Annotated in this window: 10 protein-coding genes and 1 riboswitch; of the genes, 4 read left to right on the forward strand and 6 right to left on the reverse strand. The window is 63.4% G+C overall.

Annotation, left to right across the window (positions count from 1 at the left end; genetic code table 11):
- The first annotated feature begins 253 nt into the window (after nucleotides 1-253).
- From hemE to ACE3OA_RS11345, 4 genes are all read left to right on the forward strand, one after another.
- Nucleotides 254-1,294 carry a uroporphyrinogen decarboxylase gene (gene hemE / locus ACE3OA_RS11330; RefSeq protein WP_374310862.1) on the forward strand — a complete coding sequence of 347 codons (1,041 nt, stop codon included), beginning with the start codon at nucleotides 254-256 and terminating at the stop codon, nucleotides 1,292-1,294.
- Nucleotides 1,294-1,809 carry a methylated-DNA--[protein]-cysteine S-methyltransferase gene (locus ACE3OA_RS11335; protein ID WP_374310863.1) on the forward strand — a complete coding sequence of 172 codons (516 nt, stop codon included), beginning with the start codon at nucleotides 1,294-1,296 and terminating at the stop codon, nucleotides 1,807-1,809. Before hemE ends, ACE3OA_RS11335 begins: the two co-directional genes overlap by 1 nt.
- An 87-nt stretch (nucleotides 1,810-1,896) precedes the next feature.
- A riboswitch (FMN riboswitch) is annotated at nucleotides 1,897-2,064 on the forward strand.
- Between the two features lie 118 nt (nucleotides 2,065-2,182).
- Nucleotides 2,183-2,854 (forward strand): 3,4-dihydroxy-2-butanone-4-phosphate synthase, encoded by a 672-nt coding sequence (gene ribB, locus ACE3OA_RS11340; RefSeq protein ID WP_374310864.1) that lies wholly within the window; start codon nucleotides 2,183-2,185, stop codon nucleotides 2,852-2,854.
- A 189-nt stretch (nucleotides 2,855-3,043) separates the two neighbouring features.
- The gene (locus tag ACE3OA_RS11345; RefSeq protein ID WP_374310865.1) at nucleotides 3,044-4,033 is read left to right on the forward strand and encodes a quinone oxidoreductase; all 990 of its coding nucleotides are present in this window, start codon (nucleotides 3,044-3,046) and stop codon (nucleotides 4,031-4,033) included.
- On the opposite strand, the gene ACE3OA_RS11350 is transcribed toward ACE3OA_RS11345, so the two are convergent.
- From ACE3OA_RS11350 to hemJ, 6 genes are all read right to left on the reverse strand, one after another.
- Entirely contained in the window at nucleotides 4,030-8,319 is a 4,290-nt protein-coding gene (locus ACE3OA_RS11350; protein ID WP_374310866.1) for a CHASE domain-containing protein, read from the reverse strand. The two genes, ACE3OA_RS11345 and ACE3OA_RS11350, sit on opposite strands and share 4 nt — an antisense overlap.
- 143 nt (nucleotides 8,320-8,462) lie before the next feature.
- On the reverse strand, nucleotides 8,463-9,884 hold the full coding sequence (locus ACE3OA_RS11355; RefSeq protein ID WP_374310867.1) for a sensor histidine kinase: 1,422 nt from the start codon (nucleotides 9,882-9,884) through the stop codon (nucleotides 8,463-8,465).
- A 17-nt stretch (nucleotides 9,885-9,901) separates the two neighbouring features.
- Nucleotides 9,902-10,417, reverse strand: a complete 516-nt coding sequence (locus ACE3OA_RS11360) for a molybdopterin-dependent oxidoreductase (RefSeq protein ID WP_374310868.1) — start codon at nucleotides 10,415-10,417, stop codon at nucleotides 9,902-9,904.
- A 153-nt stretch (nucleotides 10,418-10,570) separates the two neighbouring features.
- Nucleotides 10,571-11,932: a transcription termination factor Rho gene (gene rho / locus ACE3OA_RS11365; protein WP_374310869.1), complete on the reverse strand. Its 1,362-nt coding sequence runs from the start codon at nucleotides 11,930-11,932 to the stop codon at nucleotides 10,571-10,573.
- A gap of 323 nt (nucleotides 11,933-12,255) precedes the next feature.
- Complete coding sequence (locus ACE3OA_RS11370; protein WP_374310870.1) at nucleotides 12,256-13,290, reverse strand: methyltransferase; 1,035 nt, start codon at nucleotides 13,288-13,290, stop codon at nucleotides 12,256-12,258.
- A 139-nt stretch (nucleotides 13,291-13,429) separates the two neighbouring features.
- The gene (gene hemJ, locus ACE3OA_RS11375) at nucleotides 13,430-13,858 is read right to left on the reverse strand and encodes a protoporphyrinogen oxidase HemJ (protein WP_374310871.1); all 429 of its coding nucleotides are present in this window, start codon (nucleotides 13,856-13,858) and stop codon (nucleotides 13,430-13,432) included.
- Between the last annotated feature and the right edge of the window lies 1 nt (nucleotide 13,859).

Consider the following 13,859-nt stretch of genomic DNA (forward strand, 5'->3'; position numbering starts at 1 on the left):
GTCATGCCCGCACCAAGTGCGGACATGACGACCGATGCCTACCCACAGACTTATCCTGCGGCTTCATGCCGGGTGACGGACCGGCTTATACGCGCCAGGATGGGGAGAGAAACCCAAGATCGGGGATTCTCATGATTCACCGCACATCATCTACTTCCACCTAGAGTCTTATCTATTAGAGATGTAGGAAGAGCAGTGTTAAGACCACGCGTAAGCGAACCGTTTTGCCAAGGACGCAGATTTGAGTGAGGCCATGAAGACGGCGGATAAATTGCTGGTAAGAGCGTTGAAGGGCGAAACCCTGGCGCGACCGCCGATCTGGCTGATGCGCCAGGCCGGGCGCTATCTGCCGGAATATCGCGCGGCGCGGGCGAAGGCGGGTTCGTTCCTGGACCTTTGCTACAATCCGGATTTCGCCGTCGAAGTCACCCTGCAGCCGATCCGCCGTTTCGGTTTCGATGCGGCGATCCTGTTTTCCGACATCCTGGTGGTGCCGCATGCCTTAGGGATGGACCTGCGCTTTGAGGAAGGGCGTGGTCCGCTGCTCAATGCGATCACCGGTGACGAGGATATGGCGCGCCTTGCCATGGACCAGTTCCACACACGCCTGAAGCCGGTCTACGCGGCCGTTTCGGGCATCAAGGCAGCCCTGCCGCCCGAGACGGCGCTCATCGGCTTTGCCGGCGCTCCCTGGACGGTGGCGAGCTATATGATCGAGGGTGGTTCCTCGCGCGATTACGCCAAGACCAAGGCCTGGGCCTATCAGCGGCCCGAGAGCTTCCAGCGCTTGACCAACCTGCTGGTCGATGCGACGGCAAGCTATCTCATCGCCCAGATCGAAGCGGGGGCCGAGGTGCTGCAGCTGTTCGACAGCTGGGCCGGCGCCTTGGATCATGCCAGCCTACTGCGCTGGAGCTTGGCACCCATGAAGGCCATCGTCGACCGCGTGCGCATGTCGCATCCGGAAGTGCCGGTGATCGTTTTCCCGCGCGCCTGCGGGGCCGGCTATCTCGATTTTGCGCGCGCGAGTTTTATGCACGGGCTGGGGCTGGATTCCGGCGTGCCGCTCGACTGGGCCTTTACGCAATTGCAGGGACGGCTGGCATTGCAGGGCAATCTCGATCCGCAATTGCTTGTGGCTGGCGGTTCGGCGATGCAGGACGCGACCGACAAGATTCTTGAGGCGCTGGGCCAGGGTCCGTTCATCTTCAATCTTGGTCACGGCATCGTGCCGGAAACGCCGCCGCAGCATGTCGCGGACCTGGTGAAGCAGGTCCAGGCCTGGCGTCGGTAATGACCGGGATAGACAACACGGAGAGTGAAAGCGGCGGCATTCCCGTCGGCGCCACCTTGCGTGCCAAAATTGGCTGGATCGAGATCCGCTGCGACGAGAATGCGGTCACCAAGACCTATTGGCGCAAGATCGAGCCCAAGGTGGTGGTCAGTTCACCCTTGGCCGAGGAAGCCAAGAGGCAGATGGCGGCCTATCTCGAAGGTCGCCTCACCCGGTTCGATTTGCCGCTCTCTTATCCGGGCACCGACTTTGCCCGTACTGTCTGGGACATGCTGCTGCGCATTCCGTTCGGCGAGACCCTGCGCTATGGCGATCTGGCGACCCTGATGGGCCAGCAGGATTACGCAGCGGCGCGCGCCGTGGGCACCGCCTGCGGGCAGAACCCGATCGCGATCATCATCCCCTGCCACCGGGTGGTGGGAAGTGCGGCGCTGGGCGGCTATTCCAGCGATCTCGGCCTCACTGCCAAGCGCTTCCTGCTGGATCTCGAAAAGGGCCAGGGACGGCTGTTCTAGGTGGCTAAGTGCCAAGTTTTTGTCGGCCAGCTGCAATTTTCCCTCGCTTGACGGGATCATCCCGCACCTGCCATGTTCCGAGCGTCAATACGTCTTCAGGGCGGGGTGAAAATCCCCACCGGCGGTAGGACTTTTCCGGCAAGGGTGCCGGCCAAGTCGAGCCCGCGAGCGCCAGGATGGTTCGCCATCCTGGGTCAAGCAGATCAGGTCCAAATCCTGAGCCGACGGTCACAGTCCGGATGGAAGAAGACGAAATCGCGGCACCCTTTTCGGGGTCCTCTCCATCCGGCATGGATGGCGTGGATGCCGGCAACGGGCGTCATGGTTTTGCCCTGGAACGTTTGTCGCAAAACAGATGCGAGGAGCGTTTCACATGAATATCCAGACCACCATCAAGCATTATTCCCAAGCCGAACTGTCGCGTGTCCAGGGCCGCATCGATGCCGCTGTGCAGGCGATGCAATCGGCCCTGCCGGTCATCGTGCTCGACGATGACGACCGCGAGAACGAAGCGGACCTCATCGCCGCCGCCAGCAACCTCACCCATGACGTCATGGCCCGGATGATCCGCGATTGCAGCGGCATCGTCTGCCTCTGCCTCGACGCCGCCACGGTCGAGCGGCTGGAACTGCCGATGATGGCCAGCCGCAACGAAAGCCGTTTCGGGACGCCCTTCACCGTCTCGATCGAAGCGCGGCACGGCGTCACCACCGGTGTCTCGGCGGCCGACCGCCTGGCCACGGTGCGGGCGGCCATTGCGCCGGGCGCCAAGCCTGGTGACATCGTCAGCCCCGGCCATATGTTCCCCTTGCGGGCGAGCCCCGGCGGCGTGCTGACGCGGCGTGGCCATACGGAAGGCTCGGTCGACCTCGCAGAGATCGCCGGGCTGGGTTCCGCCGCTGTGCTCTGCGAATTGATGACCCGCGACGGCGAGATGCTACGCGGCCGGCAAGCCAAGGCCTATGGCCGCCGCAACGGCTTCCCAGTCCTCACCATCGCCGACATCGTCGCCTACCGGCAGAATTTGTTGGCCAAGGCGGCGTAAGAACCTTCAGTAGCCACCCCCCTCTCTAACTCTCCCCCTCAAGGGGGGAGAGGATTGCACCGGGTGTATTGCGAGAACCGTCCTTCTTCTCCCTCCCCCCTTGAGGGGGAGGGTCGGGGAGGGGGGTGATGACGTGCGCGTCCTTGCCCGCTAATCTCCCCTCATCTGACTTATCCTTCGGAGCACACCATGACCATTCCCACTGAGACCAATGCCATCCGTTTCCACCAGACCGGCGGGCCCGAGGTGCTGAAATGGGAAACGGTGAAACTGGGTGCGCCCGGCGCCGGCGAGGTAACCTTGCGCAACCGGGCCTGCGGGCTCAACTTCATCGATACCTATCACAGGAGCGGCCTCTATCCGGTGCAGCTGCCCTCCGGCATCGGCCTGGAAGGCGCCGGCGTGGTCGAGGCGCTGGGGGCCGGCGTCACCACATTGAAGGTCGGCGACCGCGTCGCTTATTGCGCGGCCCCCTTGGGTTCCTATAGCGAATGGCGCAATTACCCGGCCGACAAGCTGGTGAAGATTCCGGATGCCATCGATTTCAACACCGCCGCCGCCATGATGCTGCAGGGTATGACTGTGGAATACCTCATCCGCCGCACCTATACCGTGAAGCCGGGCGACTGGGTCCTGTTCCATGCGGCAGCGGGCGGCGTCGGTTCGATCGCCGTGCAATGGTTGAAGGCCTTGGGTGCCAATGTCATCGGCACGGCGGGCGGGGCGGAGAAATGCGCCATCGTCAAATCGCTGGGCGCCGATCACGTCATCGATTACCGGGCCGAGGATTGGGTGACGCGGGTGAAGGACATCACCGGCGGCAAGGGTGTCAACGTCGTCTATGACGGTGTCGGCAAGGATACCTGCATCCCGTCGATGGATTGCCTGAAACCGCGCGGCTATCTCGTCACCTTCGGCAATGCCTCCGGCCCCGTGCCCCCCATCGAGCCGCTGTTGCTGTCGCAGAAAGGTTCGCTGTTCCTGACGCGCCCCACGCTCATGGCCTATACGGCGACGCGCGAAGATCTGGAACTTTCCGCCAATGCCCTCATCGACGTCGTCTCGAAGGGGACGGTGAAGATCCATATCGGCCACACCTATGCACTGAAGGATGCCGCGCAAGCGCAACGCGACCTCGAGGCGCGCAAGACCACCGGCTCGGTCGTGCTGCTGCCCTAAGCGCGCGCCTTCTTTTTCGGGCGGTAGAGATCGGCGTGCCAAGGCAGGCGAACCGTCACGGTTGTGCCGGTGCCCTTCACGCTTTCAATCGAGAGGCTGCCGCCATGGAGCCGCACCAGGCCGTCGACCAGGGGCAGGCCTAGGCCGGTCCCTGGCGTTGTCTTGGAATAGCTGGGCTCCGCCTGGCCGAAGCGTTCCATCGCGCGCTTGATCTCGGCCGGCGTCATGCCGATTCCGGTATCGCTGACCTTGATGGCAGAACCCCGGTCGCCCTCATCCAGCAGGCTGAGGGTTACGGTGCCGCCATCGGGCGTGAATTTGATGGCATTGGAAAGCAGGTTGAGGAGGATCTGCCGTGCCTGTCGTTCGTCGGCATGGATAACCGGGCATTCGCTGATGTTGCTGGCATCGAGCCTGACATTGCGTTCCTTCGCCAGCACTTCGACCAGCCGAACGGCCTGGGCAACGAACGAGGTCGTCTCCAGCGGCACGATGTTGAGTTCCATGCGGTCCGCCTCGATCTTGGAAAGATCGAGGATGTCGTTGATGAGGGTAAGGAGATGCGAGCCGCTCTTGAAGATGTCCTCGGCATATTCGCGGTATTGCGGTGGCGAGACGGGGCCGAACATGCCGTTCTTGATGATCTCGGAAAAGCCCAGGATGGCGTTGAGCGGGGTCCTCAGTTCGTGTGACATGTTGGCAAGGAAATGCGATTTGCTGATATTCGATGCGTCCGCGGCCTCGCGCGCTTTGCGCAGATCCTCGGTGAGACGGATCAGCTGCTCGGCCTGTTTTTCCAGGCGTCCCTTGGCTGCGGCAAGGTCGGCTTCGCGCTGTTTCAGGGCGGTGATGTCCGTATAGACGTTGACGCAGCCGCCGTCGCTGGTGCCATGGTGACCGATCAGAACCCAGCGGCCGTCGGCGAAGGCGCCCTCGCCCTGATAGGCCGTGGGATCACGGTAGCGTGCGATCCATTCGGCGATGAAAGCCTCGGCGTCGGCCTCCGTGGAGAGTTCGGGATATTCACCGGCGCGCACGCCCTCGCGCAGGACGTCCTCGAAGCGGGCGCCGACGGAGACATACGGCGCCATCTTCGGATAGAGGCGCAGGAATTCGTCATTGTAGATGACATAGCGCAGATCGGCATCGAGCAGCACGAAGCCTTCATTGATGCTGGCGATGGCATCATTGAGGCGCCGTTCCGCCATGCGCAGGGCGGTGATGTCGCTCCAAAGGCCGACGATGCAGCCGTTCGAGGTGCGTCTTTCCTGGACACGAAGCACGCGCTGGTCGCCGGTGACGACCTCGTAAGGTTCCTCGCCGGGGTTGCGGTGCTGTGCCAGCCGCACAGCCAGCCACGCGTCGCGCGCCGCCGGATCCGTCAGGTTGAGTTCGAGTTCGGCATAGAGGCGATAGAGATCTTCGTAGCGATGCCCGATCGGATCGCCCACCGCGGCGCGCACTTTGGATGAGACATAGAGATCGTTGCAGACGACGAGGCGGTCGTCCGCATCGAAGATCGCGAAGGCATCGGGAAGGGCGTCGACGGCGCCCTCAAGCAGCTGGCTGAGGCGCTTGATCTCGGTCACGTCGGACCAGATCCCGACATAGCCGCCATCCGAGGTTCGCCGCTCGCTGATGCGCATCCAGCGATCGCCACTCCATTTCACCTCGAGCGGTTCTGCGGGCGGATTGCGATGCCGCTCCATGCGCCAGGCGATCCAGCCTTCGCGGTCGAAGGCGGGATCCTTGGCGTCGGGCATGTCATGTTCGACGAAGGCGCGCACGATATCCTCAAAAGCGCGGCCGGTCGGGTCGCCAATCGCCCGACGCGTGCCTTCGTCGATGAAGCCGTCATTGAAAAGGATGAGCCGGTCATCGGCATCGAACAGGCCGAAACCGTCGCGCATGACACCGATCGCGGCCTTGAACTGGCCTTCGAGCCGCACCAACTCGCTGATATCGGTATGCACGCCGATCGCGCGGATCACCTTGCCGGCGTCGTCCTTGAGGCTGATGCCGCGGCTGTGCACATGCAGGATGCGGCCGTCGCGGTGGCGGTAGCGCTGAATGAGGTCGATGTCGTCGCGCGTACCCGACAGCATCGCCTGGAACTGCTCGCGTGAGCGGATTTCGTCTTCCGGCAGAATGACCGAGCTCCAGAAGGTACGGATATCGGCAACGGCGCTCGTCTCATAGCCGAACATTTCGTAATAGCGCGGCGAGATCCAGACCTTGCCAGTGACCAGGTCGATATCCCAGATGCCGTCCCGGCTGCAGGCGGCGGCAAGTTCGAGGCGCTCATTGCTGCTGAGGAGCGCTCGGTTCATATCGGCAGCATAGGCATTGGCGCGTTCGCTCTGGGTCGCCAAGGTGGCGACCAGCCCGGCGAGCAAGGCGGCGAACAGGATCATGCCAGCGCAAATGACGATGGGTGCGCGCCGTGGCTGTGCATCGAAGGCGACGCCGCGGCTCCATGCCAGGGTGAAGACATGATCCGCCAGGACCAGCTGCGTGGTCAACTCAGGCTGGTACGGTGCCGATACCGGCGCGCCATCGACGGCGCGGCTGTCGAACATGAGCTTGTCGGCAGCCGTTGTGGTCCCGTCATGGATGCGCAGGTTGAGCGACCGGGCTTCGGCCGTCAGGGCGCGGCCGAAGAAGGCGTCGGCCGTGAACGGCGCGTCGATCCAGCCCATGAAAACCGCGCGGCTCGGCACCGCATCCTCGCTCTGCAAGGGCTGCCGGTAGATCGGCAGGAAGAGCAGGAAGCCGGCGCCGCGTTTTTCATCCTGGATCAGCGTGATGCGCGGCGTGATCGTGGGCCGGCGGGTGTTCCGGGCGTCAATCGCGGCCTGTCGCCGCAAGGTCTCGCTGGCAAGATCCAGGCCGATGGCGGCAGCGTTGAGTTCCGCCGGCTCGCAATAGAGGATGACGAAATGCTCGCCGACATTTGCCTCGGTCGCCGGTACATCGGGCACGGGCACATCGGGCACGGGCTTGATGGTGAAATCGGGTGCGCCATCGGCCCTGGCGCGGGTAATGAAATCAGCGGCCTTTGATTTCTCGACCGGCAAAACGACGCCGACGCCATTGATGCCCGGAAAGCGGTCGAGGAGCTGCAGCGAGCGTACATATTGCCGCCATTCGGCGCGTGTCACGTCTTCGGTGGCAGCGTAGAAACTGGCCCCGCCCTGCAGCGCGTTGATATAGGTGCCGATGCGGTCCTGCATATGGCCCTGCAGGCGTGTCGCGAGATTCCGGATGTGGCGCGTATCGACGGCATCCGCCTCGCGCATCTGGACCAGGAAGACGGCGGCGGCGATCAAGCTGCCCATCAGCAGGACGGTGACGGCAACGGACAGGCGCTGGTATTGGATGTCGATCAGGATCAGGCCGATGAAGGCGACTGCGGCCAGGATGATCTGCATGTTGAGCAGGGAATCGTTGGGCGTATTGTCGAGGAAGGGCCCGAGGCCCGCCGCCGTGATCGCGATCCAGAGGGCAGCGACGGCAAGCAGCATCAGGCTGACGCCACGCTGGCCGAACCAGCGCGCCGTTGCCAGAAGGAGCGGCAGCGCAAGCAGGAAGATGGCGGTCCAGCCGGGCATGATGGCGGTCAGGGCGCTGACGATGCCAAGGCCCAGCACCAGCAATGCGGCCCGTGCGATCTGTTGCGGCGGCGGGATTTTCGGGTTGGCCTGTTTGGCCCCATCGCGGTCGATTTGGGGCAGCGCTTTCAAGAAATTTATCAGCGCCGGCAGGACGAGGAGAATGCCGATGGCATCGCCGGCCCACCAGGTTGTCGCCACCGATCCGGTGAGCGCCGGCGGCAATTGTCCGGCGGCGACCAGGGCCGTGACCCCGGTCGCGGCGCTGACGATCGGTGCAAGCAGGGCGGCGAGGAGATAGCCGAAACTTTTCACCAGCGGAAAGCGATTGGTGCCGACACCGATCACGCGGCTGAAGATGAAAAAGCCGATCAGGCCTTCGAGTGTGTTGCCGATCGTTATGAAAGCGGCGGTGAAATAGCCGCCGGTCAGCGCATTGGCGCCGAAGGCGCCGATGGCGATCGCTGGCCACAGACGCGGACCGCCGACGAGCAGCAGGGCGACGGCAAACCCCGAAGCGGGCCAGATTGGCGAGGCGCTTTCCTGCAGCGTGGCGAAGGCGAGACCCAACCGAGCCAGCGCGAAATAGAGAATGGCGCCGGCGACGAGGGCAAGTGGATAGGCAACCGACCAGCGGCCGATCTTAACGGGTTGCTGCCAAGGTCGCTCGGGCATCAGCTGCGTGCACCCCCGACGGATAGGACTGACCCTCGTCTCAGTTCACCCGATTAAAGCGCGGCAGAAGTTGCAGATACAAGGAGTCTTTGCAGGCCCCCGCGTGAATCGAGGCCCCCGCGTGAATCGAGGCCTGGGCTGAATCAGGCTGCGAGCTTTTCGGGCAGCGGCGTAGCGGTGGGGAAATGGATGCTGACGCGCGTTCCCTTGCCGGGTGCGCTGACGATCTCGAAGCGGCCGCCATTGAGTTCGGCGAGCGATTTGGTGATGGGCAGGCCGAGGCCGGTCCCTTGCTGCGCCGTGGTGGCGTTGCTGCGCACCTGGCCGAAGGGCGCCAGTGCCTTGGCGATGTCGGCAGGCGCGATGCCGATGCCGGTATCCTTGACCCAGATTTCGATCCCGTCCTTGTCACCGTGGGCGGTACAGGCGGCGCCGATGCTGACCTCGCCCCCGGCCAGGGTGAATTTCACCGCATTGCTGAGCAGGTTGAGCATGATCTGCCGGAGATGCTGCGGGTCGGCAACCACCGGCGGCAAGGCCTGCGGGAGCTGCATGTTGAGGGTCAATTGCCTTGCACCGAGAGGCTGCTGGATGAGGTCGGCGCAGGTCTTGAGGAGATCGGGGATATCGACCGGCTGCGGGCTGGGTTCCAGCTTGCCGGCCTCGATCTTGGCGACATCCAGCACCTTGTCGATGAGGCCGAGCAGGTGGTTGCCGGCATCGGCGATGTCGGCGACATAATCCTTGTAGCGGGGCGGTGTCACCGGCCCGAAGATCTCGGCCTTCATCAGGTCGGAGAAGCCGATGATTGCATTGAGCGGCGTGCGGAATTCGTGGCTCATATGCGCCAGGAAATCGGTCTTGGCGCGGTTGGCGTCCTCGGCCTGGAATTTGGCGCGGGCCAGTTCGGCGGTGAGGCGCCGCATGCGCAGCTGCTGCCAGAAAAGGGTCATGACACCGATGCCGAGCACGATGCCCAGCGCGATGCGCACCATGGCGATGGTGTCGATGAGGTCGGCAAGGGAATCGCGCGCGGCCTCGTCCTTGGCTGCCGCCGCCGTGGTGGTGAGCACCGCCAGCCGATGCGCCTTCACCTGCAGCTGCGCGATGAGATTGGTGATGATTTCATAGCGGGCGAGCGGAACCGCGTTCTCGCCTTCCAGTTCAGCGAGCAGCGTCGCCATGTTGGTTTCGATGGCGGGCAGCAGCGCGGCGGCATTGGGATTGCCGATGAGTTCCTTGTGCACCATGCCGGCGGTGAGGATTGCATAGCGGTTCTGCAGCGCGCGCCAGCGGCGCAGCACTTCGGGCGGCAGGTGCCGTGGATCGCCGCCATGCATGCTGGCAAAGCTGGTGCCGAAGCGCGCCGCATCCACTTCAAACTGGGCGCTGTTCCAGATGATGGCGCCGGCTGCGGCATTGCGCATGCGGTCGAAATGCGTCGAGATGTCGTCGCGCAGGAACAGCAGGGTCACCAGCAGGCCGCAGATCACCACGGCGAAGGCCGCGGCGATTCCGCGTTTCCACCAGGCGATCGGCTTCAGGAAGGGGCTGCTTTTTTTCATGGCCTGTTTTTCATGGCCTAGTCGAGACTCATGGTTTCAAGGTTCCAGATCGACTGGGCGAGGAACCGCTCGGTCCGCAAGGCCTGGTCCTGGTCGTAGGGATAGACGATCCAGAGCGGCCCCTTGTTCTGCGGCGGCAGCGGCGCGCCGTTGGCGGCATAGGCGATGAGCGCGCCATGGGCCGTGGCATCGCTCACGGGAATGCGGATCTCGTATTCATTGGCGGCGATGGCGTTGATCTCGGCTGCCTTGGCACCAAGACGCGCCAGCAGGTCGGAAACGAGGACGCCTTCAAAGGATTGCATGCCGTCTGTCCAGATCGTGCTGGTGTCGATGCGGGTCCTGGGGAGGGATTGCAGCATGGCGAGGTCGAACTCGGCCCGCCCGCCCGGCGTGTTGCCGAGCGCGATCTTGCCGCTGACGCTGAGCAGCACCGGCCCGGCCGGCTTTGGCAACGGGTCGAGCGCCACGGCGGGCGCCAGGAAACCCAGCAGCAGAAAAGCGCCGATCAAAAAGGCACGCAAGCGCGGCATCTGAACCTTGTCCCCCGCAAAGAGGCCCTCTTCCCCAGGGCCGGCCTTAACTATCGGAGGGAGATGGTTTAGCTTCGGTTAAGATCGAAGAAGAAGCCGCAACATGTTGCAACAAAAAGGAAAAGGCCGGTGAAATCTCACCGGCCTTCACTTTTACTGGTTCATGGACTGGAAAAAGTCCGCGTTGGTCTTGGAATGCTTGAGCTTGTCGAGCAGGAACTCCATCGCGTCCGTGACACCCATCGGCATCAGGATGCGGCGGAGCACCCACATCTTGGAGAGTGTCGCGCGGTCGACCAGCAGTTCTTCCTTGCGCGTGCCCGATTTGGTGATGTCGATCGACGGGAAAGTGCGCTTGTCCGAAAGTTTGCGGTCGAGGATGATTTCCGAGTTACCGGTGCCCTTGAACTCTTCGAAGATGACTTCGTCCATGCGGCTGCCGGTATCGATGAGGGCCGTGGCGATGATGGTCAAGGACCCGCCTTCCTCGATATTGCGCGCGGCGCCGAAGAAGCGCTTGGGGCGCTGCAGGGCGTTGGCGTCGACACCGCCCGTGAGCACCTTGCCCGACGATGGCACGACGGTGTTGTAGGCGCGGGCGAGCCTCGTAATCGAGTCAAGAAGGATGATGACGTCGCGCTTGTGTTCGACCAGGCGCTTGGCCTTCTCGATCACCATTTCCGCGACCTGGACGTGGCGGGCCGCCGGCTCGTCGAAGGTCGAGGAGACGACCTCGCCTTTGACCGAACGCGACATGTCGGTCACTTCTTCCGGCCGCTCGTCGATGAGCAGCACGATGAGATAGGCTTCCGGGTGGTTGGTGGCGATCGAATTGGCGATGTTCTGCAGCATCACGGTCTTACCCGTGCGCGGCGGGGCCACCACCAAGGCGCGCTGGCCCTTGCCGATCGGACAGATCAGGTCGACGACGCGGCCCGTGATATCGACCTTGTTGATGTCGCGGTTCTCGCGCGCCTTCAGGGCGCGGCGGCTCATCTCGACGGTGCGGGCGGCCTCGGCCTTCGGCAGGGCTTCCGGCTCCGGCATCTTGTCGTCGCCCTTGCCCTCGAGCTCCATCTTCAGGCGTTCGTCCGGGTAGAGCGGGGTGAGGTTGTCGAAATTGATGCGGTGCCGGATCTTGTCCGGATCCTCGAAATTGATCGTGTTGACCTTGAGGAGGGCGAAATAACGCTCGCCGTCCTTGGGACCGCGGATCTGTCCCTCGACCGTGTCGCCGGTCCGCAGGCCGAAGCGGCGCACCTGGGAGGGGGAGACATAGATATCGTCGGGCCCGGGCAGGTAATTGGCCTCCGGGCTGCGGAGGAAGCCGAAGCCGTCCTGCAGGATTTCGAGCACGCCGGCGCCGAAGATGGCGGTGTCGTTGTCGGCGAGGTGCTTCAAAATCGCGAACAGCATGTCCTGGCGCCGGAGCGAATTCGCGTTTTCGATCTGCAAGCTCTCGGCGAACGCCAGGAGTTCGGCTGGGGACTTGCGCTTAAGTTCTTGTAAATTCATGTATTTTCTGAAGTTGTGAAGGGGGGACCCTGATGGGTGCGGCTTCGATGTGCGGGATTGGATGCTTGGAAACGGCGCTGCCGGGACTGTGGTCTTCGGACCCTGAAGCCGTCACCGTTTCACGTCATTGCCCGTCTCAATCCGGGCCAGCCAACATGATATGGGAGCGGTGGTACTGCGAAGACAAGGCCGGTCCGACCCGAGTGGCGAACCAGAACCCTGGTGAAAAGCCCTACCGGAATTCAGGCTGGAAGTCAAATGACCTCAATAAATAGGGCCGGGCAGGCGCTGGCCCACCCGGCCTCATCAGGACCGGCCCGATCCTATTTGTAGGCGATGGCGGCGCTGGCGACGGGGCTCAGCGGCAGGGTGGCGAAGCGGGTAAAGCCCACCTCGCGGCACCAGCCCTCGAAATCGGCCGCCGTATAGTCGAAGGCGTCGCCGAACTCGATCAGCATGTTGAGCGACATGAGGAGGCCGAAACCGTTCGCCCGCCGGTCATTGTCGATGAGGTGTTCGATGACGATGAAGGCGCCGCCCGGCGGCAGGGCGTCATAGGCGGCGCGGATGAGGTGCATCTTGCCGGCGAGGTTCCAGTCATGAAGGATCATTCCCATGCTGATGACGTCGGCCTTGGGCAGCGGCGCCTTGAGGAAGTCGCCGGAGCGCACCGTGACGCGCTCAGCGAGGCCCTGCTCGCTCAAATGCCGGGTGGCGATCGGCGCCACCACCGGCAAGTCGAAGGTCGCGACGGTGAGGTGCCGGTTGGCGCGGGCCACCATGCCGGCGAGCAGCCCCGTGGCGCCGCCCACATCGCAATAGCTGGCATAGGGGGCGAAATTGAAGGCGTCGACGAAGCTCTGGAAATTGCCGCGGCTGATGCCGGCCATGGCCAGCATGAACTGTTCGAGCCGTGCCGGGTCGGCATAGAGCTCGTCGAACATCGGCTTGACGCTGTGCTTCAGTTCATTCTGCGGCTTGCCGGTTTCGAGCGCCGTCTTGAGATCGGCCCAGAACGGAAAGAGCCGCGCCTGCGCCATCTCGAGGATGCCGCCCACGTAAGAGGGCTTGGCCTTGTCGAGGAAGAGGCCGGTTTCCGGCGTGTTGCGATAGCGCGCCGTGGCGCCGTTCCCCTGGCGCTCGAGCAGCTGCAGGGCGACGAGCGCGTCGAAGAAATCGGCCCGTGCCCGCGGGGCGGGGTCGAGGTCGAGACGGTCGCCAAGTTCCATGGCCGTCATCGCGCCGTCGCCGAGGCGCGTGAACAGCCCCAGAGCCACGGCGCTGAGCAGGGCTTGCGACTGGGCAAAGCCGAAGCCGATATCGAGCAGGCGGGCGGGCGTCAGTACATTGGTCATCATTCTCTCTCCTTGTCAGGATCCGTCCCTTATGGCGCGGGCTTCTGCGCGCATTCCGAGAGACTGACAAGGCGCCTTGCGGGTTAATGTGACCGACGTCACGAACCCAAGGCGATGACAGCGCGACCAATGTCGTTTTAGGTCATAATGGTTTCACGATCACCAAGATGACGATGCCGATCATGAGCAGCGTCGGGACCTCGTTCATGAAGCGGTAGAACTTCTCGCTGTGCTGGTTGGCATCCGCGGCGAAATGGCGGCGCCACCGGGCGTAGCCAGCATGGATGAGCTGCATGCCGAGAAGGAGCGCCAGCTTGCCGTGGAACCAGCCTTCGCCCCAGAGGTCATTGAGCCACGCCATGGTGAGCCCCAGCGCCCAGGCGCAAATCATCGCCGGGTTGATGATGGCCCGCAGGAGCCGCCGCTCCATCACCTTGAACGTCTCGCTCATCTCCGAGCCGGGTTTCGCCTTGCAATGATAAACGTAGAGGCGCGGCAGATAGAGCATGCCGGCCATCCAGGCGATGACCGCGATGACATGAAGCGCCTTCAGCCAGAGATAGAGATCCATG

The sequence above is a fragment of the Dongia sp. genome (assembly GCF_041906375.1).
Taxonomy (GTDB): domain Bacteria; phylum Pseudomonadota; class Alphaproteobacteria; order Dongiales; family Dongiaceae; genus Dongia.